This window comes from Fodinicurvata sp. EGI_FJ10296 (assembly GCF_040712075.1).
GTDB lineage: Bacteria > Pseudomonadota > Alphaproteobacteria > DSM-16000 > Inquilinaceae > JBFCVL01.
The window spans coordinates 40,579-61,113 of sequence record NZ_JBFCVL010000002.1 but is presented as its reverse complement, the minus strand read 5'-3'; the positions used below and the strand labels follow the sequence as shown (position 1 = coordinate 61,113).

Below are 20,535 nucleotides of genomic sequence, written 5' to 3'. Positions count from 1 at the left end.
CCCCGGTTGAACGATCAGAAGGAGACCGTCATGGCCGACATCATGATGGCGCTGGGCGATTTCCGCTTCTCGCTCGACACGGCCGCCTATCAGCGGCTCGACCGTGTGGCCCAGTGGCGCTGGGAACCGCAGGACCGGATCGGCCGTCCGCCGGCGCATCAGTTCCTGGGGCCGGGTGCGGAGACGGTCACGCTGGATGGCGTGATCTATCCGGAGTTCCGGGGCGGGTTCGAGCAACTGGACGCCATGCGCCGCAGCGCGGACGCCGGCGAGCCGCTCGACCTGGTGGACGGCACCGGCCGGGTCTGGGGTCTCTGGTGTCTGACTGAGGTAAAGGAGACCGCCAGCGTCTTCCACGCCGATGGCCGCCCGAAGAAACAGGAGTTCACGCTCCAGCTGGTCAAGTTCGGCGAGGATGCCGCTGGCGGGCAGGGGGCATCGTGACCGCGCCCGTTGACACGGCGACAGTCATCACCACCGAGGGCGCCGTCCTCGACGAGATCGTCTGGCGGCATTACGGCCGCACCGAAGGCGTGGTCGAGCGCGTCATCGCCGCCAACCGCCATCTTGAGTCCTTCGGTCCGATCCTGCCCGCCGGGGTCCGGATCACGTTGCCGCCCTTGCCGCCCGCGCCCGAACGCCGTGTCATCCGCATCTGGGGATAATCATCATGTCCGAAACACCCGAGAACTGGACGCCGGCCTTCCGGCTGGTGGCCGACAATACCGATATCACCGAGTCCATTGCCGACCGGCTGGTGTCGCTTTCGGTCGAGGATCAGGCCGAGGACAAGTCCGACCGGCTGACGCTGGAGATCGACGATCGGCCGGACGGCGAGGGACGGCCGGTGGCGTTGCCGGCGATCGGGACCCGGCTCGATCTCTGGCTCGGCTATCGCGAAACCGGCCTGGCCGAGATCGGTCATTACCGGGTCGACGAGTTGGGCTATGCTGGTCCGCCGGCGCGGCTCGACATCAAGGCGCGGGCCGCCGCCATGGCCGGTCCGATTCGCTCGCGCCAATCCCGGTCCTGGCACCGGGTGACGCTGGGCGACATCGCGCGGCGGGTGGCGGGCGACCATGGCCTCGACCCGCGCGTCGACGCCGCACTCGCCGATCTGCCGGTGCCGCATGCGGACCAGCAGGGCGAATCCGATCTTGCATTCCTCAACCGGATCGCCCGCGGCCACGATGCCGTCGCCCGACCGCATGGCGATTGGCTCATCCTCGCCCCGCGTGGCCGTGCCCGGGCGGCGACGGGCGAGGCGCTCGACGTCCTGACCCTGACACCCGGTGACGTGTCGACTTGGTCCTATACCCACGCCGCGCGGCGCGAATCCGGCGAGGCCGGGCAGGGCGGTGGCATGCGCGCCTGGTGGTGGGACCATGAGGCGGGCGAACGCCGATCGGTGGAACGCGGATCCCCGCCCTTCGAAGAAGTGACCTGGATTCATCACTCCGAGGCCGAGGCCCGCGCTGCCGTCGGAACGGAGACCAACACCCGGGAACGCAACAAGGCGGAACTGTCGCTGACACTGCCCGGGCGCGCCGACGTCGTTGCGGAAGGTCGGCTGCGGCTGGCCGACTGGCGTCCGGAGATCCCGACCGATTGGCGCATCACCCGGGTCACCCATCGGCTGGCCGCCCGTGGCTATTCCCTGCGGCTGCGGGCGGAGACCTTCGCCCCCGATCAGTCCGACCCCGCCGCCCTGGCGGCGCGCGCCACCCCGCACCCCGACGACGCGCTCTAACCCCATCCACCCGACAAAGGAGGCCGCCATGCCGGCGAGCGATTCCGCGACGGCCGAGATCCGGCCGAATGTCCCCCCTATGCCCGCAGCCCATCTGAGCGAGGATTACCTGCACCGCATCGTCCAGGAGGCCGCCGAAGCGGCGGCCCGGCGGGCGGTCGCCGACGTCCTGGAGCGGCTCGGCTTCGATGCCCAGGACCCGCGTTCGGTCCGTCAGGATGCCGACTGGCTGCGCGAGGCCCGCCTGCGTTCGTCGGATCCGGAATACCAGAAGGACCGGCAGTTCCTGCGCCGGCAGCGCGAGACCCACGAGGCGGTCGGGCGCCATACCCGCCGCGCGATCCTCACCACCCTGATCGGCGGCACCATCACCGCCATGATTCTCGGCCTGCAGGAAATGCTGCGCTGAGGCCCGATCCCTATTCCCCCACCACAACAGGAGATCATCCACCATGACGCCCTTCGATTCCGCGCTGGCCTTCGTGCTCGACCACGAGGGCGGCTTCGTCAACCATCCCGAGGATCCTGGCGGTGCCACGAACCAAGGCATCACGCTGGCGACCTTCCGCCGGTGGGCGCGCCGGCATGGTCACCATACGCCCACGGTCGACGAGCTGAAGGCGATCCCGGGCGCCACCGTCCGGGCAATCTATCGCGACGATTACTGGCAGGCGCTGCTGGGCGACGAGCTGACGCCGGCAGTGGCGCTGATCACTTTCGACATGGGCGTCAACGCCGGCCCGGACCGGGCGGTACGGATCCTGCAACAAACCGTCGGCGCCATCGTCGACGGCAAGATCGGGCCGCAGACGGTCAGCTATGCCCGCCGTGAAGGCGATGACCCGGCGATACTGGACGAGATCACCGCCAGACGGCTGCACTATTACGGCCAGCTCGGCCATTTCGGCACCTTCGGGCTAGGCTGGGCCCGCCGCACCGTCGCCGCCCGCCGCGCGGCCGAAGCCATCGCGGTCGCCGGCTGATCCCCCTTCCACACGAACGACCCATCCGCCCGCCCTCCGGCGGGTTTTTTTGTGCCTGAACCCCGAGAGAGACCATGAATTCCAAAGCCACCGGCGATACCGCCTTCGACGACATGCGGCCGGTCACCCCGACCCTGCCGGTCGCGCCCTATCTGGGCGGCAAGCGCAACCTCGCCCGGCGCCTGACCGAGCGCATCGAGACGATCCCCCACACCACCTATGCCGAGGCCTTTGTCGGCATGGCCGGGGTGTTCCTGCGCCGCCGCTCGGCGCCCAAGGCCGAGGTGATCAATGATTACAGCCGCGACGTGGCGACCTTCTTCCGGGTGATCCAGCGCCACTATCCGGCGTTCCGCGACATGATCCGGTTCCAGATCACGACCCGGGCCGAGTTCGACCGGCTGACCGCCACAGACCCGAAGACCCTGACAGACCTGGAGCGATCGGCCCGGTTCCTCTATCTGCAAGCCACTGCCTTCGGCGGCAAGGTGGCCGGCCGGACCTTCGGTGTGACGCCCCAACGCCCCGGTCGGTTCGACCTGACCCGGCTGGGGCCGATGCTGGAGGACGTCCACGCCCGGCTCGCCGGCGTGACGGTGGAATGCCTGCCCTATGACCGGTTCATCCCGCGCTACGACCGGCCGGGCACGCTGTTCTATCTCGACCCGCCCTATTGGGGCTGCGAGACGGATTACGGCAAGGGGATGTTCGGCCGCGACGACTTCGCCCGGCTGGCCGAAATCCTGGCCGCGATCCAGGGCCGGTTCCTGCTGTCCCTCAATGACAGGCCGGCGCTGCGCGAGATCTTCGCCGGCTTCGAACAGGAAACCGTCGCGACCCGATACAGCGTCAAGGCGACCGGCAGCACCGCGCCAGCGTGCGAACTGATCATCAGCAATGTCTGACCGTCCCGCACCGAGATTTCGACGAACTGGAACTGCTACTTGATGGCCTGAACCGCAGGGACCAGGCGGCCGAGGATCCGGCCGGGCGCCACGCCGCCGCCGATGACCCTGATATCGGCAAGCTCGCCAGCCGGATCTTCTCCGTCGACGGCATCACCGACACAAAGCACCGTCGTCTCGTCGGTCCCGAGACGAATGCACGCGACTACGCGGTCGCCGGCCCGGATCGGCCGGCGCTCCGTGTCGAAATAGACCGTCTCGCCGCCGATCACGACGGCGCCGAGACCCTCGAACCGGGCCACGTCGTCGGCACACGGCCGGCGATCACGCCCGGACGATCCGCGGCGACAGTTCATCCTTACCTCGATCGTTGGCGTGACGGGGCCTGCCGGGGGCCGTTCCTGGTGACGGTCTCGCCGTCGCCCCTATAGCGCTGATCGCATCCGCCGACAAACGCAATCACCGGCCGCAGCAGGCCTCGTCGATTCGCCGGTGGGTAGGCCGAACCGGCAAACCACCGTGAACCCTCATCTGAAAATGTTACCTCAAAAGGAAAGACCATGACCGAAGTCGACCTGGCCCCTGTCATCGATCTGGCCATCACGCTCGGCGTCGCCGGCGTCAGTACCGCGGCCGGCTGGCTGATCAAGCGCGCCGGCGAGCTGGTCGGCGTGCGGGTCGAGGATACCCTCGCCCGCCGCGTCCAGGAAGCCGCATCCTGGGGCGCCCGCCGCGCGATCGCCAATGCCCGTGGCAAGGGCGAAGACATCGAGCGGATCGACGTCCGCAGCCGCGCAACGGCCGAGGCCGTCAATTATGTCCTCGACCATGTTCCCGATTCCGCCCGTCGGCTTGGATTGTCCGAAGCCGGCGTGCGTGAACTGGTCGAGGCTCGGCTATCATCGTAAATGCACAGGGAGGACGTCGGAGTGGCTACTGCGGCGTTCCTCCCGACTGCCGGAGATGAAGGCCGATTCCATTGCATCTAAAATGGTAGTCGAATAACTGATGGCGTGTGGAAGGAATTGGTATTAACCGATCTAGCTAGATACTCCACACAGAGGCTTCAGTAAATGTTAAGGGGCACACAAAACATTGCCCTATCGGCATCTAAATGTTGTTTTTTATATACTCTTTCGCCATACCGAGTGTCGAGAAATAATTCCCATCCACGCAATATTTATTGTCTATAGAATGGATGATTTTATTGTGATATAATCTAGAACCCTCTGGTATATCTTCTTTGTTAATAATCTCGCCCTCATGTTGATTGCTTTCGGTACTCTCATGTAAAGATCCGTCCATTGCAGAACTTTGTTTGCTTAATATCGAAAGAATTTTACCAGTATGTTCTGCATTATCGATTATAGCTAAACCAACCCTGACAACAGCAACGTGAATTATTCCAGTTGAAATACATATTATTCCGAATGTGATGTATGATGAAACAAGCGCAACGTAGGCTCCACTCTGGCTATTAATAGAAGCTATTGCATATATTATAAGAGAGATACCAATTACAACAGATAACCATCCGAGATTTTCTATGAAGCGCAACAAACTTTTTGTTTCACTGTAGTTATTCATGTTGCCAACTGCCTTCTATAGTGATTTGTCTGTTGATGATCATAACGATAATAGGCATCTAAATCACGCGAATTATTAGAAGAAATATTCAATCTCCTGCAATACGCCTGCGATCTCTGTCAATCAGCGCCAGTGTATAAGATACTATAAACGCGGTATGCGGGTCGAGAAGTGGTTTATCTGCCCATTCGCTCTTTCTGCGGTGTAAGTGTCGGCTATGCCGACACCGCCGCCCCTGGATGATGATTTCCCAGATCACTGCGACCATCGTGGCCCCGTTATACCGTTTTCAGCCCAATCCGCATTAGGGCCTGTCGTTTCTTGAAACCGCCACCGCGCCGATAGGCGCGCTCGACCGCCGGGCCGACAATGTGGGCCAGGGCATGTTCGGCGATGTCGGAGGGATAGCTGGTCGTCTCGGCGACCGAAACCCGAAGCGTCGAGCGGAAGCCATGCACCACCAGACCGACACGGCCCATCCGACGGAGAAGCATCAGGATGGTCATGTTGCTGATCCGTAGGCTTGCCCAGAATGACATAGCCCGACTAAGTTCGCTCCCGCAAACTTAGAACCCAACATGAACATGGCGTGACGCATACGTGACGCGATTGCGTCACGTCATTCGCATTTGTTCCCATTTCTGCCAATCACGGCTCTTGCAAGACGCGTCTCAACCGCCTAGTTTCCGCGCGGTACCGGGATCGGGGCGTAGCGCAGCCTGGTAGCGCGCCTGCTTTGGGAGCAGGATGTCGGCGGTTCGAATCCGTCCGCCCCGACCACTGGTTTCGCCGTCAGCACGCGGCTGCCGGGAATTGCGGATCCAATGAAGGGTTGGCTGATGATGAGCGCATCGCGTCGGCCTATTTACGTCGGAGTTCGGGTGTCGGGATGACTGCAAACGTGCGAATCTACAAGCCGGCCAAGACGACGATGCAGTCGGGTCGCGGAAAGACCAAATCCTGGGTACTGGAATACGAACCCGCGACACCAAGGCGACCGGAACCCTTGATGGGTTGGGTGTCCGCTGGCGACACGCTCAATCAGGTAACGCTGCGCTTCGAAACCAAAGAAGATGCAATCGCATTCGCTGAGCGTAAGGGGCTTTCTTATACTGTGGAGCCCGAACATCAACGCCGCGTTGTTCCGCGCAATTACGCTGACAACTTCAAGCGACGCCCGACAGCCTGACGCTCCCGATACCTGACATACGCCCACATCACGGTCTTGTTTCCGCACGGACTCGCAGTTACAACGGTGAGGGTCCATGGCGTCGAGATGTGGCTTGTAGCGAGGCCCCGTAGCTCAATCGGATAGAGCATTCGCCTTCTAAGCGAACGGTTGCGTGTTCGAATCACGCCGGGGTCACCACCGCACCTGCTTCTGATCGCAGATCGAAACTTCCGTCTTTCCCGGTTCTGCTGTTGCGTCAACGAGTTGTAGCCCCATCTAACTGGTAATCCGGGCGCGACATCGCGCCGTTTGGAACCGAACAATCTCGAACAATCCGGGTGGGGCAGCATCGCGATGATGGTAGATCGCAAGGCACTAACCGAGGCCATGGCCCAGGCAATCGGGCAGGCGATCGGCGGTAAAGGTTGGTGGGCCGTGGCGAAGCACGACGCCCGCGAGGCGACCAGACGTGAGGCATCGGCGGCAATCGAGGCGCTGGAGGGCGCGGGCTACGTCATTCTTCCTCGGCATCTGTCGGACAGCGCGGCAGAGGCACTGTCCGGGGATGACATCTCGCGCGAGACGGTGCGTATCATTCACGACCGCATGGTCGCCGCAATTGAAAGCCGATGACGGGGTGTGCAGGGTAGCGGGTCCAGTGGTGCGCGCCGGTCGGGATCACGCGGAACCGTAAAGGCTCGCGGGGTCCGTCTGCACGCCATGTATGATCTCCGGGCCCTGCGTGCCCACCTCGCGATAGAAGCAGGATCTGCGGCCGGTATGACAGGCGACGCCTTTCTGATCGACCAGCAGCAGCAGGCAATCTCCGTCGCAGTCGATCCGCATTCCAACCAGTCGCTGTGTCTGCCCGCTGCTTTCTCCCTTTCGCCAAAGGCTCGATCGGGAGCGCGACCAGTAGCAGACCTGACTCGTTTTCAGTGTCTCGCGGACCGCATCTGCGTTCATCCAGGCGACCATTAGCACCTCGCCCGAATCATGCTGCTGAGCGACGGCCGATACCAACCCATCGCTATTAAAGCAAAGTTCGGCCAGGGTGGCGTCGATGGCGGGTTGGGGGAGCTGCTGCGTCATGGTGCGGCCTTCAGCCTCGTGAAGCCGCCTTCGAGGTCCTCGATCAGATCGTCGACATCCTCGAGCCCGATATGCAGCCTTATAAGAGGCCCTTCGGCCGTCCATGGTACGGTGCGACGGTGCGATTCCGGGTTCTGAGGCACGATCAGGCTCTCATAGCCGCCCCAACTGAACCCGATTGAAAACAGATCCATTTCGTCGATCATCCGGGCCACTGCGGCGGCATCGACCGGCTTCAGCACAATGGACATCAGGCCCGAAGCGCCGTGGAAATCGCGCTTCCAGAGTTCATGCCCCGGGTGGCTCGGCAGGGCGGGATAAAGAACCTGCGCAACTTCCGGCCGGGTTTCGAGCCACTGGGCAATCTGCAGCGCCGAAGTCTGATGCTGTGCCAGACGGGCCGCCATAGACCGGAGTCCGCGCTGTGCCAGATACAGGTCATCGGGACCGGCCGAATGTCCCAGCAGGTAGCACTCGGTCTTCACGGCACGGAAATGCTCCTCGCTGTTCGTGCAGATCACTCCCATCATCGCGTCCGCATGACCAACCATGTATTTGGTCGCGGCGTGTACCGACAGATCCACGCCGTGGTCAAATGGCCGGAAAAACAAAGGGGTGGCCCAGGTGTTGTCGATCATCGTCACGACGCCGCGATCACGGGCAGTCGCCGAGATCGCGGGCACGTCCTGCACCTCGAAGGTTTGCGATCCCGGACTCTCCAGCACGATCATCCGCGTATTCGAAGCGATGAGGTCGCCGATTCCCGCCCCGATTTCAGGATCGTAATAGGTCGTCTCGACACCATAGCGCCCGAGCACCTTGTCGCAATAGGCCTTGGTCGGGGGATAGGCGCTATCGGGGACCAGAAGATGGTCGCCCGCTCGCACGAAAGCGCCGATGGCAACCGTTATGGCGGCAAGGCCACTGCTGACAGCCACAGAACGGTGTCCGCCCTCAAGCGCCGTGACGGCTTGCTCGAACGCGGTTGTCGTCGGTGTACCGCTGCGGCCATAGCGATAGCCGTCGAAAGGCCGTTTCGCGCTTTCTTCCATTGATTCGATGTCTGGAAACAGAATCGTGGACGCATGATAGACTGGCGGATTGACGATTCCGTAATTCGATCGCGGATCGCGGCCGGCATGAGTGAGGATCGTCTTCGTCCGATGGTTCTTCATGACATCATGGCCCGCTTCATCATAAGAGACAAAAAATCACACGCGCACGTCCTGGTCGCAGCAGCATCAATGGCCAGTTTCCGTCGCTTAGGGAGTGCCGTCAAACCGAATAACACACCGGTGGGGGCTCCCGACACCGGAGGATTGAGGGGGTTCAATTGAACCAATAGGTGGATTTTGTTTCAATCATGGCGCCAAGCTTGCTACTAATGCGGTCAGGGGCGGCGAAGACCGCTCTGAGAGGCTTCACCTATGAACAAACGACTAGGGTGCATATCTAATGAGAATTAAGACCCTTCTGGCCGCCAGTGCGGCGGTTTCCGCATTCGCAATGATCGGTACTGCCGCGGCGCAGGATCTCACCCAGACAATCCAGGAACGTGACGAGCTGAATTGCGGTGTAAGCACCGGCTTGGCCGGCTTTTCGAATCCTGACTCCGAAGGCAACTGGACGGGCCTCGACGTCGATGTCTGCAAGGCCGTCGCAGCCGCCGTGCTCGGCGATGATGACGCCGTCAGCTATACGCCGTTGACCGCGCAACAGCGCTTCACGGCGCTGCAGGCGGGCGAAGTGGACATCCTGTCGCGAAACACCACCTGGACCCTTACCCGCGACACCTCACTTGGTCTCCATTTCGCCGGCGTCACATTCTATGACGGCCAGGGCTTCATGGTTCCGGCCGATATCGAAGTTGATAGCGCCCTGGACCTTGACGGCGCCAGCGTCTGCGTTCAGCCGGGCACGACCACCGAACTGAACCTCGCCGACTACTTCCGTGCCAATGACATGGAGTTCGAGCCGGTCGTCATCGAGCAGCTCGAAGAAGTGAACGCCGCATACTTCTCTGGTCGGTGCGACGTCTACACCACGGATCGGTCCGGCCTGGCGTCGATTCGCGCAACGGTTGCCGACAACCCGTCGGACCATGTGATCCTGCCGGAGACGATCTCCAAGGAGCCCTTGGGCCCGGCCGTGCGTCAGGGGAACGACCAGTTCCTGAACATCGTCAAATGGGTCGTTTTCGCACTGGTCGAGGCCGAAGAACTCGGTGTCAACTCCGAGAATCTCGACGAGATGATGGACAGCGAGAACCCGGGCATTCAGCGTTTGCTCGGCGTCAGCCCGGGCATGGGTGAGCATCTCGGCCTCGACGAAAGCTGGGCCTACGACGTCATCGCGGCAGTTGGAAACTACGGCGAGATCTTTGATCGCAACGTCGGGCCGGATACGGCCGTCGGTCTGGATCGCGGCGTCAACGATCTCTGGACCAACGGCGGCATCATGTATGCGATGCCAGTACGGTAAACTCCCGTGACTGCGGCACGGGCGGCTCCGGCGGAGCCGCCCGTGCCGGCGATTACGGCCGCACGGCTATATCGCTTCCGTCGATAAGAGAGCCAACAGGGTTCCCGGCGAGAAGAGAATAACCGTAGCGGCCGTTCGTCTTTGCGGGCTCTACGGCATACGCAATATACATGGGGCTTCACACATTAATCGCCTGGGGAGACGTCGGTTGACAGTCGAAACCCATCCTCATCGGGCGCCGATTCCGAAGGGCCGCTGGCTCTATGACGCGCGCGTGCGATCGGTACTCTATCAAACTCTGCTTGTTGTCATCCTCGTCGCAGTTGGCTGGTATCTGATTTCGAATCTGCTCGTGAATCTTGAACGCCAGAACATCGCGACAGGCTACGGATTCCTCGACCGGGAAGCCGGATTCGAGATCAGCGAAAGTCTTATCAGCTATGGTGCCGCCGACAGCTACGGCAGAGCGTTCATCGTAGGGCTGCTCAATACCTTTCAGGTTGCCATCCTCGGTATTGTCCTGGCGACAATTCTGGGGACACTGGTCGGCATCATGCGGCTCTCGTCGAACTGGTTGCTGGCGAAGGTGTCTGCCGTCTATGTCGAGATCATGCGCAACATACCGTTGTTGCTGCAGCTCTTCATCTGGTACGCGATCATCACCGTATCAATGCCATCGCCACGGGCCGCGTTGCAGCCGTTTACCGGACTGGTCCTGTCGAACCGCGGGATCCAGATGGCTGTTCCGGCGGCCGATCCAATACATCCCTGGATGTGGGCAGGCCTGCTGATCGGTATTGGACTGGCGATTGGTATAAAAATCTGGGCCAAACGTCGTCAGGATGCGACCGGCCAGCCGTTCCCGGTCGCACTGACTGCCGCCGGGGTGATCATCGGCCTCCCGCTCGCGATCTGGGTCCTTGGCGGCGCACCGACTGAGATGAGCATTCCCGAACTTCAAGGCTTCAATTTCCGGGGCGGTCGGACAATCAGCCCGGAATTCGCTGCGGTGTTGTTCGGACTGACGTTCTATACGGCGGCGTTCATCGCGGAGATCGTCCGCGCAGGCATCCTGGCCGTGAGTTATGGTCAGACCGAAGCGGCCGCGGCCCTTGGTTTGCGCAGCAATATGATCATGCGGCTCGTCGTACTGCCTCAGGCGTTGCGTATCATTATCCCGCCGACGACAAGCCAGTATCTCAATCTTGCCAAGAACAGTTCGCTGGCCGTGGCGGTTGGATATCCGGATCTGGTGTCGGTGGGCAATACGACCCTTAACCAGACGGGCCAAGCGATCGAGGCCATCAGCATATTCATGGCGGTCTATCTATCGATCAGTCTTTCGATATCGGCCTTCATGAACTGGTATAATAAACATATCGCGTTGGTGGAGCGGTAGCCATGACCGATCAGTCAGCATCGAATGCACCGGTTCAATCGGCGCTTCAGGGAAAACTCCGACCACCTGCGGTGTCACTGAGTATCCTTGGGTGGCTGCGGGCGAACCTGTTCAATAACTGGTATAACAGCGTCATAACGCTCGTTCTGCTCTGGCTTCTATACGTCCTTATCCCGCCGATCTTTCAGTGGCTCGTGAGCGACGCCGTCTGGTGGGCTGCGCCTCCGGAGGTATGTCGAGCGGCCGGCGGCGCCTGCTGGGCGTTCATTCACGAGAAGGCCCGCCTGATCCTGTTCGGCCTCTATCCCTATGATGAACAGTGGCGACCGGCATTGTCGGTAATGCTGCTGCTCGGGCTGATCGGCGCCAGTCTAAACCGTTTCTTCTGGAACGCCTGGCTGATTGCCGCCTGGATCGTGGGTGGCACGATCATCGGCTGCCTGATGGCGGGCGGTGTCCTGGGTCTGCCGCCGGTCGAAACATCGCGGTGGGGTGGGCTGCCGCTGACACTCGGGTTGGCAACAATCGGGCTGGCAGTGGCGTTCCCGGTCGGGATCGTGCTGGCGCTGGCCCGGCGCTCCACCATGCCGGCCATCAGAACAGTGTCGATCGTCTATATCGAACTGATCAGGGGTGTTCCACTCATCACGATCCTGTTCATGTCGTCGATCATCATTCCGTTGTTCCTGCCAACCGGTGTCGGCATCGATCGGGTGTTGAGAGCACAGATCGGGATGATAATGTTCGCGTCCGCCTATCTGGCAGAGGTCGTGCGCGGTGGATTGCAAGCCATTCCCGGTGGCCAGTACGAGGCTGCCGACAGTCTGGGTCTCGGGTATTGGCAGAAGATGCGGCTGATCGTACTGCCGCAGGCTCTGAAGATATCCATCCCGCCGATCGTGAATACCTTCATCGGCTTCTTCAAAGACACCTCGCTGGTCATCATCATTGGACTGTTCGATCTGGTAGGAGCCGCCAAATCGGCGCTCACCGACCCTTCCTGGCGAGGGTTCTACAAGGAGGCGTACTTCTTCATCGCCGTGATCTATTTCATCTTCTGCTACTTCATGTCGTGGTACAGCCAGTATCTCGAACGGACCCTGAACCGTGACGTGCGCCGATAGGAGGATAATTGCCAATGATCGCTACCGCTTCCAGCCATGCGGAGCCGCAATCGGGCCCGGACACCAATGCGCCGGTCATCGTCATGGACAACCTCAACAAGTGGTACGGAGACTTCCACGTGTTGAAGGACATTAACCTGAATGTCGCAAGCGGCGAGAAAATCGTCATCTGCGGTCCTTCAGGTTCAGGAAAATCGACGCTCATTCGGTGTGTCAATGCCCTGGAGGAGTACCAGTCCGGGGAACTGCTGGTTCAGGGAACCCCTGTGTCGAACGATTTGAAGAATATCGATACGATCCGTTCCGAAGTCGGTATGGTGTTTCAGCAGTTCAATCTATTTCCGCACCTGTCGGTCATCGAGAATCTGACACTGGCGCCGATCTGGGTGCGCAGAATGCCAAAGGCGGAAGCCGAGGATCTGGCCATGCATTTCCTTGAGCGGGTTCGTATTCCTGAGCAGGCGACCAAATATCCGGGCCAGCTTTCCGGGGGCCAGCAGCAGCGTGTTGCCATAGCCCGGAGTCTGTGCATGCAGCCGAAGATCATGCTTTTCGACGAGCCGACCTCAGCACTCGATCCGGAGATGATCAAGGAGGTGCTCGACACGATGATTCAGCTGGCCGAGGAGGGGATGACGATGTTGTGCGTCACCCACGAAATGGGCTTCGCGCGTAAAGTGGCCAACCGCGTGATTTTCATGGACCAGGGCGAAATCATCGAGCAAAAAGATCCCGAGACATTCTTCAACGCCCCGGAGAATGACCGTACGAAATTGTTCCTCAGCCAGATCCTCGGTCACTGACCGGATCCTTTGGCTGACAACGGATTTCGAAACGTCGGGCTCCGCCGATTTATCGAGCGGGGCCCGTTTCCGTTGCGAGGGAGGGATCGAGGCCCCATTCGGCCCATGATCCATCATAAACGGCTGCATCCATGACACCCAGGCGGTGAAGGCCGAGCGCAAGCACGCAAGCCGTCACACCGCTGCCACAGCTGGTGCAAACCGGCCGTTGGACATCGATCCCTGCCTGCACGAACTTCTGTGCCAGGATCGACGCGTCGTGCAGCAGGCCCGAATCCGGATTAACCAGGTCTACAAATGGCAGGTTCCGGCTGCCTGGAATGTGCCCGCGGCGCCGACCCGGCCATCCGTCGTCCACTGTCCCGTCAAACCGTTCTCCGGCGCGCGCATCGACGATCTGACACTGTCCGCCGGCCCCCTCAACGACCGACACGATCTGCTCGCGAGAACGGATCAATTCCGGACGAAGGCGCGCCTGGAACTGCGTGCTGGCGCAGACAGCGGGGCCGGTTTCGATTGGCAGGCCGGCTGACTTCCAGGCCGGGAGTCCACCATCCAGAACCGAGACATTGTCGTGGCCGAATAGCCGGAACATCCACCAGCACCGTGCCGCACTGAGCAGCCCGTGAGTGTCGTAGACGACGACATGGTCCGCATTGCCCACACCGAGCGCGCCGACGGCATCGGCGAACGCTGTCGGGGTCGGAACCATATGCGGCAGGTCGCGTGTTTGATCGGAGATTGCGTCAATGTCGAAAAAACGAGCGCCCGGAATATGTCCCTTCGCGAATTCTGCGCGGGCATCGCGTTGCCACTGAGGCATCATGTATGTTGCATCCAGCACCTTGATACCCGTGTTGTCCGGCCCAGACCGGTCATTGATCGCTTTTCGCAGCCAATCGACCGATATCATCGGATCCGTGAACTCACCTGCTGCCGCCATAGGTTTGTCTCTCACTGAAATGGATGTTGGGAGCCGCTCGATGCCCGTGCCGGCTGATCAGGTCAGCCGGTCGCCAGAGCCACGGCAATCCGCCGGTTCTGCCGGCCTTTTTTCTCGATTTTGGCAACGGTGACCGGCCCGATTTCGCCTGTTGACGCGACATGGGTCCCGCCGCATGGCTGGCGATCGATCGGTGCGTCGGGCGGGCCAATTCGGACCAGCCGTATGCGGCCTTCGCCGGTTCGTGGCGGCTTCACCGACAATGTGCGAACCATTTCGGGGTTTGAATCCAGTTCGGCCTCATCGATCCATTCTTCAACGACCGGATGGTTGGCGGCAATAAGGACGTTGAGGCGGTCGGTCAGCGCGTCCTTGTCGGGCGCCGTTTCGAGGTCGAAATCAAGCCTTCCGCGGTCCTTGCCGATTGACCCGCCGGTAACCCAGCCGTCGACGATAGCGCACAGCAGATGCAGCGTCGTGTGAATCCGCATGTGCCCCAGCCGGCGATCCCAATCGACGATGCCGGTCACCGTTGAACCGACCGGGGGCAGGGGGTCCGCGCCGTCCAGCCGGTGAACGATGTTACCCGGGGACTGGCCGTAAATGGCTTCTGATACGGGCCACATTGCATCTCCGGTCGAAAGGACGCCGCTATCTCCGGGCTGGCCGCCGCCAGTTGGATAGAATACCGTCCGATCGAGGACGACGCCCCCTTCGGCGTGGCCGGTTACCGTGGCCGTCATTTCGCGATCATAGGGTGCAGCACGAAAGAGCGTTTCGGTTTGCGGCATCGATCGACTCCGTTGTCGCCTCTGCGCTCAGGCGTCGCCGATCCAGTCAGGTGTCGGCAGCCCTTTTTCCCGCAGAAAGGCCGGGTTGAAAATCTTCGATTGATATCGGCTGCCCAGGTCGCAAAGCACGGTGACGATGGTGTGTCCGGGCCCCATCTCGCGCGCCAGTTCGACGGCGCCGCAGACATTGATGCCGGTCGAGCCGCCCATGATCAAGCCTTCTTCCCGGACCAGACGGAAGACCATCGTCAACGCATCGCTATCGGAGATTCGTTGTGCCCCGTCGATGGGGGCATCCTTGAGGTTCGCCGTGATCCGACCTTGACCGATGCCTTCGGTGATCGATGATCCTTCGGCGCGAAGTTCACCCTCAACGTACCAGGAATAAAGGGCCGAGCCCATCGGGTCACTGAGGACCGTGCGGATCGAGGCGTTATGCTGCTTAAGCCCCATTGCGACGCCGGCGAGCGTTCCGCCGGTGCCGACAGAGCAGGTAAAGGCGTCGATCCTGCCGCCGGTCTGATCCCATATTTCCCGCGCCGTCGTCGCCCGGTGCCCCTCGCGATTCGCGACATTGTCGAACTGGTTCGCCCAGATGGCACCATTGGGTTCGGATTCAGCCAATTCGGCGGCCAATCGCTCGGACACCTTCACGTAATTGCCCGGATCCTTATAGGGTACGGCCTTGACCAGCCGAAGATCGGCACCGCAGAGCTTGAGTGCGTCTTTCTTCTCCTGCGACTGGGTTTCCGGCATGACGATCACAGTCCGATACCCCAGGGCATTTCCAACCAGCGACAGTCCGATGCCGGTATTGCCGGCGGTTCCCTCCACGATGACGCCGCCGGGTCGGAGCATCCCGCGCGCCTCGGCGTCCCGAACGATGGCGAGTGCGGCTCGGTCCTTGACCGAGCCGCCAGGGTTGAGGAACTCGGCCTTGCCGAGTATCTCGCACCCGGTCTCGTCAGAGAGCCGATTCAATCGGATTAGTGGCGTGTTGCCAACGGCCCCGACGAAGCCCTTGCGGATGTCGCTCACAGAAAACCTCATCGATTGGTGTAAAACAGTGAATTTACTGCGATATCGGTGTGTAAACCATCGGTTTCAAGCCGTCCAGATACCCGAGCCGCGGGCGCGCATCGCAGCGAACCACAGGCCGCAGACGAGAGCCGTCGCGTTGTCGAGTTTACCCGACAGCGCCTCATCGACAAACCGGTCCGCCGGTACCGAATAGGCCCGGATATCCTCGTCTTCGTTCTTGGCACCGAACAGACCTTCGGCGCGCGTTGAATCGACCTCGCCGCAAAAGCAGGTGACCTTTTCGGTGCATGCTCCCTGGCTGGAATAGAACGCCCCGATTCTCGCCAGGCGGCCGATAGTCAGGCCTGCTTCTTCAAGAGCTTCCCGGCGAACGGTTTGTTCTGGCGATTCGCCCGGATCGATCAGGCCGGCCACAAGTTCGATCATCCAGGATGGACCCTCCACCAGATAGGGAGCGGGCCGAAACTGCTCGATCAGAATGATCCGGTCGCGCAGAGGGTCGTATGGTAGAACGGCCGCGGCCGGACGCCTGATAATCACCTCCCGTTCGAGTGGTTTGGACATGGTCCCGTCGAATCGCGAGTGGCGGATCATGATCTTGTCGAGTTTGACGAAGCCGTCGTGAATGCGGTCGCGACCCACCAATTCAACGCGTCGATCAAATTTTTTATCCATGGGTGGTATTCCAGTCGTGTGCCGAGCATGATGTCGAATGGTTGGCGATGATGCCGGAATTCGGACGTTCCAGCGTCGATTCGCCCTTGTCGCGCGGCGCTCGATGCCCGGAGCAGCCTGCGACATATCCTTTTGGACGAGTTGCGCCCTGACCTACTGATGATATCAATTGATTACTAATGAGTTGTGGCCGTCGGCCAGGTGTGCAACCTGCGACGCTGCCGATACATGGCAACACGGCTTCGACTATAGCCTAGGGCCAATTCAGGACAGGACAAATGGTAGAAACAGCAACGAGACAACCCCCGCAGCGACGCCGCAAAACGATTGCCGAAGATGGACCCGACCCAGTGGACGTTCATGTCGGCAAGCGGTTGCGACAGCGCAGAACGCTTCTGGGCATGAGTCAAGAGAAGCTTGCGCAAGCTTTCGGCGTTTCCTTCCAGCAGGTTCAGAAATACGAGCGCGGTGCCAACCGCATCAGTGCCAGCCGGCTGTATCTTCTGACAAAAATTCTTGATGTACCGGTCACCTACTTTTTCGAGGGATTGCCGACGGTGGCGCCGACGCCGGCCGATACCGAAGCAGCCGATACGCCGGACCGCATGACCAGCCGCGAAACGCTTGAGCTGGTTCGCGCCTATTATCGGATCACTGACCCGGTCGTAAGAAAACGGCTGGTTGATCTTGCCCGTGCGCTGAGCCGTGAGGAAGTCGACGAAACCGAACTGGCTACACTGGACGAATGATGGGGAGCGTTGGGGCGGGTGCCGCCCCAATTTTCCACAATGGGGGGCGTTTCGCACCAGTCATCGCGCAATCTGCATGTAAACAAACAAAAATAAGGGCCGAGAACCATGCGGCTCTCGACCCTTAAAAGATGGCTCCCCGGGCCGGACTCGAACCAGCGACAGGGTGATTAACAGTCACCTGCTCTACCAACTGAGCTACCGGGGATCAGAGCGAACTAAGTTCGCGATGACCTGTCAGGCTTATAGCAAAGCCGATTTGTGAATTCCAACACCAAATTTCTAAAAATTCACGCGGCCAGCCGATAAACCAACGGATAACTGCCGATAACGGTAAGCCTGCTTCAACGACATTGGAGGCGCGGACCGGAATCGAACCGGTGTACACGGATTTGCAGTCCGCTGCCTGACCACTCAGCCACCGCGCCGATGCCCGCCTCAACAGAAACTGTATCGACGGCGCTGGTATAATCCCGGCGGGCCGACAAGGTCAAGCGCTCCTGCCCAGGCCCGACGGAAAACCACACCCGAAATTGAACCCGACCCCGCTTTGATACCTGCTCGACTTTCAATTCTTGTTTCGCGGATGCGGGGAGGATAGAACCTAGGGCTATCGCCGGAGCGACGTCATCGGTCCGGCGGCTGTCAATGTCTTGCGGCTACAATTCGGGAACGCTGTTTCAATGACCGACTATTCGGACGCCCGTTTCAACATGGTCGAGGGGCAGGTTAAGCCCAATAAGGTGACGGATTCGGCGCTGATGAACGCCATGCTGAACGTTCCCCGCGACAAATTCGTTCCCAAGGCAGTGCGCGGTATTGCTCATGTGGACGAGGATGTTCCGATCGGCAACGGCCGCTATCTGATGGAGCCGATGGTTTTCGGCCGTCTGGTTAACGATGCCAATGTAAGGCCCACGGATATCGTTCTGGATATCGGTTGCGGCTACGGCTACTCAACCGCCATTCTGGCCCGCCTTTGCAGCACCGTCGTCGCCCTTGAGAGCGACGGAACCATGGCAGACAAAGCGGCCGACATCCTTGCGGAACTCGGAGCCGACAATGCCGTTGTACTAACGGGAGACCTGACGGCGGGGTGGCCGGATCAGGGCCCATACGACGTTATCTTCATCAACGGCGCCGTCGATCACGTGCCGCAGGGCATTCTTGATCAATTGGCGGATGGAGGCCGGTTGGCGACGGTACTGGCGTCGGCCGGTGGCCGGAGTGCCGGATACCTCTACCAGAAGTTCGGCGAGACCATTTCGAAGATCGAGAGATTCGACGCCTACACGCCGTATCTTCCAGGATTCGAACCGAAACCGGTCTTTGAATTCTGACAACTAGACGGGCGAGGACTTCGGCGGGACAGCCGCTATAGTTAAAGGCAAAGATTTCTGCAGCGCCAGACCGAAAGAGGCATGAATGACGTTTCGGACCAGCACATCGGATCAGTCGGCCTCATGGGGTCTTGAAGGGGTCTGCCGGACGATCCGGTACCTGGGGGCAGCCGCCGCGATGTGTGCTGCGATGGCCGGTTCGGGGACGTTCGCCGCAACGGGCATTGCGTTCTGGGCGCTGTCGGGCAGCGCTCAGGCGCAGACGTTGCAGGAGACATTGGCCGAGACGTACCGGACCAATCCCGACATTCGGGCCGAACGGGCCAATCTGCGGGCGACCAACGAGGACTTGTCTCAGGCTCTTGCCGGGTATCGGCCGACGATCCAGGGGGAAGCCAGCGTCACGGCCCGATCTTCCGAGTCACCATCGCAACTGCAGCCCGGACGAACGGCCCAACGGGTCAATCCGGCAGAAGTGGGCATCAGTCTCAGTCAACCGCTGTACCGCGGTGGTCGGACCGTTGCGTCGGTCGAGCAGGCCGAGGCGGTTATTCAGGCGCGACGAGCCGCTCTCGCCGACGTAGAGCAGTCGGTGCTTCTGTCCGCTGTCGTGGCCCATGTCGATCTGGTGCAGGCCCGGGCTGTGCTGGCGCTGGCCAGGAATAACGAGTCCGTCATCAGCCGGCAGTTGCAGGCGACGCGCGACCGATTTTCGGTCGGCGAAGTAACGCGCACCGATGTCAGTCTTGCCGAAAGCCGACTGGCTGCGGCCGAGTCGCAGACGATAGCTGCCGAAGGATCGCTCAGGAACGCCAGGGCAGCGTATGAACGTGTCGTTGGCGTGCCGCCGGGCGAGGATGTGGACGAACCTTCCGGTGCGCCGCCGGGTATTCCGGCCTCTCTGGAAGAGGCGCTAACATTGGCCGAAAGCGCCAACCCCCGCGTTACCGTTGCGCTGTTCACCGAACGGGCGGCACAGGCCGGTGTCGATGTCGCACGGGGTGGACTCCTTCCGGAGGTGACGCTGAATGCATCTGTCAGCCGGAGTTATTCGGACATTGCGGAATCCATGCCGTCGGACTCGATCAGCTTGACCGCGCGGCTGACGGTGCCCCTCTATCAGGCTGGCGCGCAATCGTCGCGGGTCCGCCAAGCGCGTGAGCAGGCCAGTCAACGCCGGATCGAGGTCGAGTCGGTGCGCCGCGGAACGATCTCCGATGCGATCGAGGCCTGGGAGACGGTCGCAACCGCGCGTTCACAGATCCAGTCGCTGAATGCTCAGGTGCAAGCGCAGCAGGTTGCACTCAACGGCGTGCGCGAAGAGGCCCAGGTGGGGGAGCGGACGCCGCTCGACGTATTGGACGCGGAACAGGATCTGTTGGATGCTCAGGTCGATCTGGTGGAGGCCCAGCGCAATCTTTTCGTGGCGCATTATCAGCTGTTGTCGTCCGCTGGACGTCTCAGAGCCAGCGAATTGGGCCTCGATGTTGACCTTTACGATATTGAACCGGCTTACCAGCGGTCGCGCGACGCCTGGTGGGGAACATCCGTCCCGGAGGCCGAATAGGCCGGATCCTGAGCCGGTGGCCTGTCGTCGACTTGCGAGCGATGGCTTCCGACCTTTACTTCGGTGAGTATTCGTTGTTTCGTATGGGCCAAAGGCAGGTGAGCAAAGGGCAGGGTGGTCCGTTCAATTCCACC

At 61.0% G+C, this 20,535-nt stretch carries 25 protein-coding genes and 4 tRNA genes; 18 read left to right on the top strand and 11 right to left on the bottom strand.

Features of this window, described 5'->3' with window-relative positions; translation table 11 throughout:
• Nucleotides 1-6 precede the first annotated feature (6 nt).
• The 6 genes from ABZ728_RS03710 to ABZ728_RS03685 all read left to right on the top strand — a co-directional run bounded on the left by ABZ728_RS03710 (nucleotide 7) and on the right by ABZ728_RS03685 (nucleotide 3,638).
• Nucleotides 7-444, top strand: coding sequence for a phage tail protein (locus tag ABZ728_RS03710; protein WP_366654418.1), 438 nt, complete (start codon nucleotides 7-9; stop codon nucleotides 442-444).
• Complete coding sequence (locus ABZ728_RS03705; protein ID WP_366654417.1) at nucleotides 441-665, top strand: tail protein X; 225 nt, start codon at nucleotides 441-443, stop codon at nucleotides 663-665. Before ABZ728_RS03710 ends, ABZ728_RS03705 begins: the two co-directional genes overlap by 4 nt.
• Nucleotides 666-670: 5 nt before the next feature.
• Nucleotides 671-1,750 carry a contractile injection system protein, VgrG/Pvc8 family gene (locus ABZ728_RS03700; RefSeq protein WP_366654416.1) on the top strand — a complete coding sequence of 360 codons (1,080 nt, stop codon included), beginning with the start codon at nucleotides 671-673 and terminating at the stop codon, nucleotides 1,748-1,750.
• 28 nt (nucleotides 1,751-1,778) lie between these two features.
• Nucleotides 1,779-2,159 carry a hypothetical protein gene (locus ABZ728_RS03695; RefSeq protein WP_366654414.1) on the top strand — a complete coding sequence of 127 codons (381 nt, stop codon included), beginning with the start codon at nucleotides 1,779-1,781 and terminating at the stop codon, nucleotides 2,157-2,159.
• Nucleotides 2,160-2,202: 43 nt separating this feature from the next.
• On the top strand, nucleotides 2,203-2,733 hold the full coding sequence (locus tag ABZ728_RS03690) for a glycosyl hydrolase 108 family protein (RefSeq protein WP_366654412.1): 531 nt from the start codon (nucleotides 2,203-2,205) through the stop codon (nucleotides 2,731-2,733).
• Nucleotides 2,734-2,807: 74 nt separating this feature from the next.
• Nucleotides 2,808-3,638, top strand: a complete 831-nt coding sequence (locus ABZ728_RS03685) for a DNA adenine methylase (protein ID WP_366654411.1) — start codon at nucleotides 2,808-2,810, stop codon at nucleotides 3,636-3,638.
• Nucleotides 3,639-3,673: 35 nt separating this feature from the next.
• On the opposite strand, the gene ABZ728_RS03680 is transcribed toward ABZ728_RS03685, so the two are convergent.
• Nucleotides 3,674-3,994: a hypothetical protein gene (locus tag ABZ728_RS03680; RefSeq protein ID WP_366654410.1), complete on the bottom strand. Its 321-nt coding sequence runs from the start codon at nucleotides 3,992-3,994 to the stop codon at nucleotides 3,674-3,676.
• 204 nt (nucleotides 3,995-4,198) lie between these two features.
• On the opposite strand from ABZ728_RS03680, the gene ABZ728_RS03675 reads away from it, so the two are divergent.
• Entirely contained in the window at nucleotides 4,199-4,546 is a 348-nt protein-coding gene (locus tag ABZ728_RS03675) for a hypothetical protein (RefSeq protein WP_366654409.1), read from the top strand.
• Between the two features lie 202 nt (nucleotides 4,547-4,748).
• Here ABZ728_RS03675 and ABZ728_RS03670 read toward each other — a convergent pair whose 3' ends face one another.
• Together ABZ728_RS03670 and ABZ728_RS03665 are read right to left on the bottom strand one after the other, a co-directional pair.
• Nucleotides 4,749-5,225, bottom strand: coding sequence for a hypothetical protein (locus ABZ728_RS03670; RefSeq protein ID WP_366654408.1), 477 nt, complete (start codon nucleotides 5,223-5,225; stop codon nucleotides 4,749-4,751).
• 278 nt (nucleotides 5,226-5,503) lie between these two features.
• Nucleotides 5,504-5,731, bottom strand: coding sequence for a hypothetical protein (locus tag ABZ728_RS03665; RefSeq protein WP_366654406.1), 228 nt, complete (start codon nucleotides 5,729-5,731; stop codon nucleotides 5,504-5,506).
• 197 nt (nucleotides 5,732-5,928) lie between these two features.
• Between ABZ728_RS03665 and ABZ728_RS03660 the strand changes: the two genes are divergently transcribed.
• The 4 genes from ABZ728_RS03660 (at nucleotide 5,929) to ABZ728_RS03645 (ending at nucleotide 7,029) form a co-directional block, all read left to right on the top strand.
• Nucleotides 5,929-6,005: transfer RNA gene (locus tag ABZ728_RS03660), tRNA-Pro, on the top strand.
• 52 nt (nucleotides 6,006-6,057) lie between these two features.
• Complete coding sequence (locus tag ABZ728_RS03655; RefSeq protein WP_366654405.1) at nucleotides 6,058-6,414, top strand: ETC complex I subunit; 357 nt, start codon at nucleotides 6,058-6,060, stop codon at nucleotides 6,412-6,414.
• 103 nt (nucleotides 6,415-6,517) lie between these two features.
• Nucleotides 6,518-6,594 (top strand) — tRNA-Arg (locus tag ABZ728_RS03650).
• 156 nt (nucleotides 6,595-6,750) lie between these two features.
• The gene (locus ABZ728_RS03645) at nucleotides 6,751-7,029 is read left to right on the top strand and encodes a hypothetical protein (protein ID WP_366654404.1); all 279 of its coding nucleotides are present in this window, start codon (nucleotides 6,751-6,753) and stop codon (nucleotides 7,027-7,029) included.
• Between the two features lie 45 nt (nucleotides 7,030-7,074).
• On the opposite strand, the gene hisI is transcribed toward ABZ728_RS03645, so the two are convergent.
• Nucleotides 7,075-7,488 (bottom strand): phosphoribosyl-AMP cyclohydrolase, encoded by a 414-nt coding sequence (hisI, locus tag ABZ728_RS03640; RefSeq protein ID WP_366654403.1) that lies wholly within the window; start codon nucleotides 7,486-7,488, stop codon nucleotides 7,075-7,077.
• On the bottom strand, nucleotides 7,485-8,663 hold the full coding sequence (gene metC / locus ABZ728_RS03635) for a cystathionine beta-lyase (protein WP_366654401.1): 1,179 nt from the start codon (nucleotides 8,661-8,663) through the stop codon (nucleotides 7,485-7,487). The genes hisI and metC overlap by 4 nt, the downstream gene beginning before the upstream one ends.
• A gap of 280 nt (nucleotides 8,664-8,943) precedes the next feature.
• On the opposite strand from metC, the gene ABZ728_RS03630 reads away from it, so the two are divergent.
• The 4 genes from ABZ728_RS03630 to ABZ728_RS03615 all read left to right on the top strand — a co-directional run bounded on the left by ABZ728_RS03630 (nucleotide 8,944) and on the right by ABZ728_RS03615 (nucleotide 13,295).
• Nucleotides 8,944-9,969 carry an amino acid ABC transporter substrate-binding protein gene (locus tag ABZ728_RS03630; RefSeq protein WP_366654400.1) on the top strand — a complete coding sequence of 342 codons (1,026 nt, stop codon included), beginning with the start codon at nucleotides 8,944-8,946 and terminating at the stop codon, nucleotides 9,967-9,969.
• A gap of 208 nt (nucleotides 9,970-10,177) precedes the next feature.
• On the top strand, nucleotides 10,178-11,368 hold the full coding sequence (locus ABZ728_RS03625) for an amino acid ABC transporter permease (protein ID WP_366654398.1): 1,191 nt from the start codon (nucleotides 10,178-10,180) through the stop codon (nucleotides 11,366-11,368).
• Nucleotides 11,369-11,370: 2 nt separating this feature from the next.
• Nucleotides 11,371-12,492 (top strand): amino acid ABC transporter permease, encoded by a 1,122-nt coding sequence (locus ABZ728_RS03620; protein WP_366654397.1) that lies wholly within the window; start codon nucleotides 11,371-11,373, stop codon nucleotides 12,490-12,492.
• Between the two features lie 83 nt (nucleotides 12,493-12,575).
• On the top strand, nucleotides 12,576-13,295 hold the full coding sequence (locus tag ABZ728_RS03615) for an amino acid ABC transporter ATP-binding protein (RefSeq protein ID WP_366655081.1): 720 nt from the start codon (nucleotides 12,576-12,578) through the stop codon (nucleotides 13,293-13,295).
• A 49-nt stretch (nucleotides 13,296-13,344) separates the two neighbouring features.
• On the opposite strand, the gene sseA is transcribed toward ABZ728_RS03615, so the two are convergent.
• The 4 genes from sseA to ABZ728_RS03595 all read right to left on the bottom strand — a co-directional run bounded on the left by sseA (nucleotide 13,345) and on the right by ABZ728_RS03595 (nucleotide 16,745).
• Nucleotides 13,345-14,238, bottom strand: coding sequence for a 3-mercaptopyruvate sulfurtransferase (gene sseA / locus ABZ728_RS03610; protein WP_366654396.1), 894 nt, complete (start codon nucleotides 14,236-14,238; stop codon nucleotides 13,345-13,347).
• A 62-nt stretch (nucleotides 14,239-14,300) separates the two neighbouring features.
• Nucleotides 14,301-15,029, bottom strand: coding sequence for an alanyl-tRNA editing protein (locus ABZ728_RS03605; RefSeq protein ID WP_366654395.1), 729 nt, complete (start codon nucleotides 15,027-15,029; stop codon nucleotides 14,301-14,303).
• Between the two features lie 27 nt (nucleotides 15,030-15,056).
• Nucleotides 15,057-16,067 (bottom strand): cysteine synthase A, encoded by a 1,011-nt coding sequence (locus ABZ728_RS03600; RefSeq protein WP_366654394.1) that lies wholly within the window; start codon nucleotides 16,065-16,067, stop codon nucleotides 15,057-15,059.
• Nucleotides 16,068-16,133: 66 nt separating this feature from the next.
• The gene (locus tag ABZ728_RS03595) at nucleotides 16,134-16,745 is read right to left on the bottom strand and encodes an NUDIX domain-containing protein (RefSeq protein WP_366654392.1); all 612 of its coding nucleotides are present in this window, start codon (nucleotides 16,743-16,745) and stop codon (nucleotides 16,134-16,136) included.
• A 278-nt stretch (nucleotides 16,746-17,023) separates the two neighbouring features.
• Between ABZ728_RS03595 and ABZ728_RS03590 the strand changes: the two genes are divergently transcribed.
• Complete coding sequence (locus ABZ728_RS03590) at nucleotides 17,024-17,494, top strand: helix-turn-helix domain-containing protein (protein WP_366654389.1); 471 nt, start codon at nucleotides 17,024-17,026, stop codon at nucleotides 17,492-17,494.
• A gap of 132 nt (nucleotides 17,495-17,626) precedes the next feature.
• Here the strand turns inward: ABZ728_RS03590 and ABZ728_RS03585 are convergent.
• Nucleotides 17,627-17,702: transfer RNA gene (locus ABZ728_RS03585), tRNA-Asn, on the bottom strand.
• 146 nt (nucleotides 17,703-17,848) lie between these two features.
• Nucleotides 17,849-17,922: transfer RNA gene (locus ABZ728_RS03580), tRNA-Cys, on the bottom strand.
• 255 nt (nucleotides 17,923-18,177) lie between these two features.
• On the opposite strand from ABZ728_RS03580, the gene ABZ728_RS03575 reads away from it, so the two are divergent.
• On the top strand, nucleotides 18,178-18,834 hold the full coding sequence (locus ABZ728_RS03575; protein ID WP_366654388.1) for a protein-L-isoaspartate O-methyltransferase: 657 nt from the start codon (nucleotides 18,178-18,180) through the stop codon (nucleotides 18,832-18,834).
• An 85-nt stretch (nucleotides 18,835-18,919) separates the two neighbouring features.
• Entirely contained in the window at nucleotides 18,920-20,401 is a 1,482-nt protein-coding gene (locus ABZ728_RS03570; protein WP_366654387.1) for a TolC family outer membrane protein, read from the top strand.
• Nucleotides 20,402-20,535: the final 134 nt, after the last annotated feature.

What these genes read in the sequence shown, in the direction of transcription:
- ABZ728_RS03700 (WP_366654416.1), top strand. Translation starts at nt 671, where the DNA reads ATGTCCGAAACACCCGAGAACTGGACGCCGGCCTTCCGGCTGGTGGCC.
- ABZ728_RS03630 (WP_366654400.1), top strand. Translation starts at nt 8,944, where the DNA reads ATGAGAATTAAGACCCTTCTGGCCGCCAGTGCGGCGGTTTCCGCATTC.
- ABZ728_RS03685 (WP_366654411.1), top strand. Translation starts at nt 2,808, where the DNA reads ATGAATTCCAAAGCCACCGGCGATACCGCCTTCGACGACATGCGGCCG.
- ABZ728_RS03690 (WP_366654412.1), top strand. Translation starts at nt 2,203, where the DNA reads ATGACGCCCTTCGATTCCGCGCTGGCCTTCGTGCTCGACCACGAGGGC.
- ABZ728_RS03645 (WP_366654404.1), top strand. Translation starts at nt 6,751, where the DNA reads ATGATGGTAGATCGCAAGGCACTAACCGAGGCCATGGCCCAGGCAATC.
- ABZ728_RS03595 (WP_366654392.1), bottom strand. Translation starts at nt 16,745, where the DNA reads ATGGATAAAAAATTTGATCGACGCGTTGAATTGGTGGGTCGCGACCGC.
- ABZ728_RS03615 (WP_366655081.1), top strand. Translation starts at nt 12,576, where the DNA reads ATGGACAACCTCAACAAGTGGTACGGAGACTTCCACGTGTTGAAGGAC.
- sseA (WP_366654396.1), bottom strand. Translation starts at nt 14,238, where the DNA reads ATGGCGGCAGCAGGTGAGTTCACGGATCCGATGATATCGGTCGATTGG.
- hisI (WP_366654403.1), bottom strand. Translation starts at nt 7,488, where the DNA reads ATGACGCAGCAGCTCCCCCAACCCGCCATCGACGCCACCCTGGCCGAA.
- metC (WP_366654401.1), bottom strand. Translation starts at nt 8,663, where the DNA reads ATGAAGAACCATCGGACGAAGACGATCCTCACTCATGCCGGCCGCGAT.
- ABZ728_RS03620 (WP_366654397.1), top strand. Translation starts at nt 11,371, where the DNA reads ATGACCGATCAGTCAGCATCGAATGCACCGGTTCAATCGGCGCTTCAG.
- ABZ728_RS03695 (WP_366654414.1), top strand. Translation starts at nt 1,779, where the DNA reads ATGCCGGCGAGCGATTCCGCGACGGCCGAGATCCGGCCGAATGTCCCC.
- ABZ728_RS03675 (WP_366654409.1), top strand. Translation starts at nt 4,199, where the DNA reads ATGACCGAAGTCGACCTGGCCCCTGTCATCGATCTGGCCATCACGCTC.
- ABZ728_RS03570 (WP_366654387.1), top strand. Translation starts at nt 18,920, where the DNA reads ATGACGTTTCGGACCAGCACATCGGATCAGTCGGCCTCATGGGGTCTT.
- ABZ728_RS03575 (WP_366654388.1), top strand. Translation starts at nt 18,178, where the DNA reads ATGACCGACTATTCGGACGCCCGTTTCAACATGGTCGAGGGGCAGGTT.
- ABZ728_RS03605 (WP_366654395.1), bottom strand. Translation starts at nt 15,029, where the DNA reads ATGCCGCAAACCGAAACGCTCTTTCGTGCTGCACCCTATGATCGCGAA.
- ABZ728_RS03680 (WP_366654410.1), bottom strand. Translation starts at nt 3,994, where the DNA reads ATGAACTGTCGCCGCGGATCGTCCGGGCGTGATCGCCGGCCGTGTGCC.
- ABZ728_RS03590 (WP_366654389.1), top strand. Translation starts at nt 17,024, where the DNA reads ATGGTAGAAACAGCAACGAGACAACCCCCGCAGCGACGCCGCAAAACG.
- ABZ728_RS03670 (WP_366654408.1), bottom strand. Translation starts at nt 5,225, where the DNA reads ATGAATAACTACAGTGAAACAAAAAGTTTGTTGCGCTTCATAGAAAAT.
- ABZ728_RS03665 (WP_366654406.1), bottom strand. Translation starts at nt 5,731, where the DNA reads ATGACCATCCTGATGCTTCTCCGTCGGATGGGCCGTGTCGGTCTGGTG.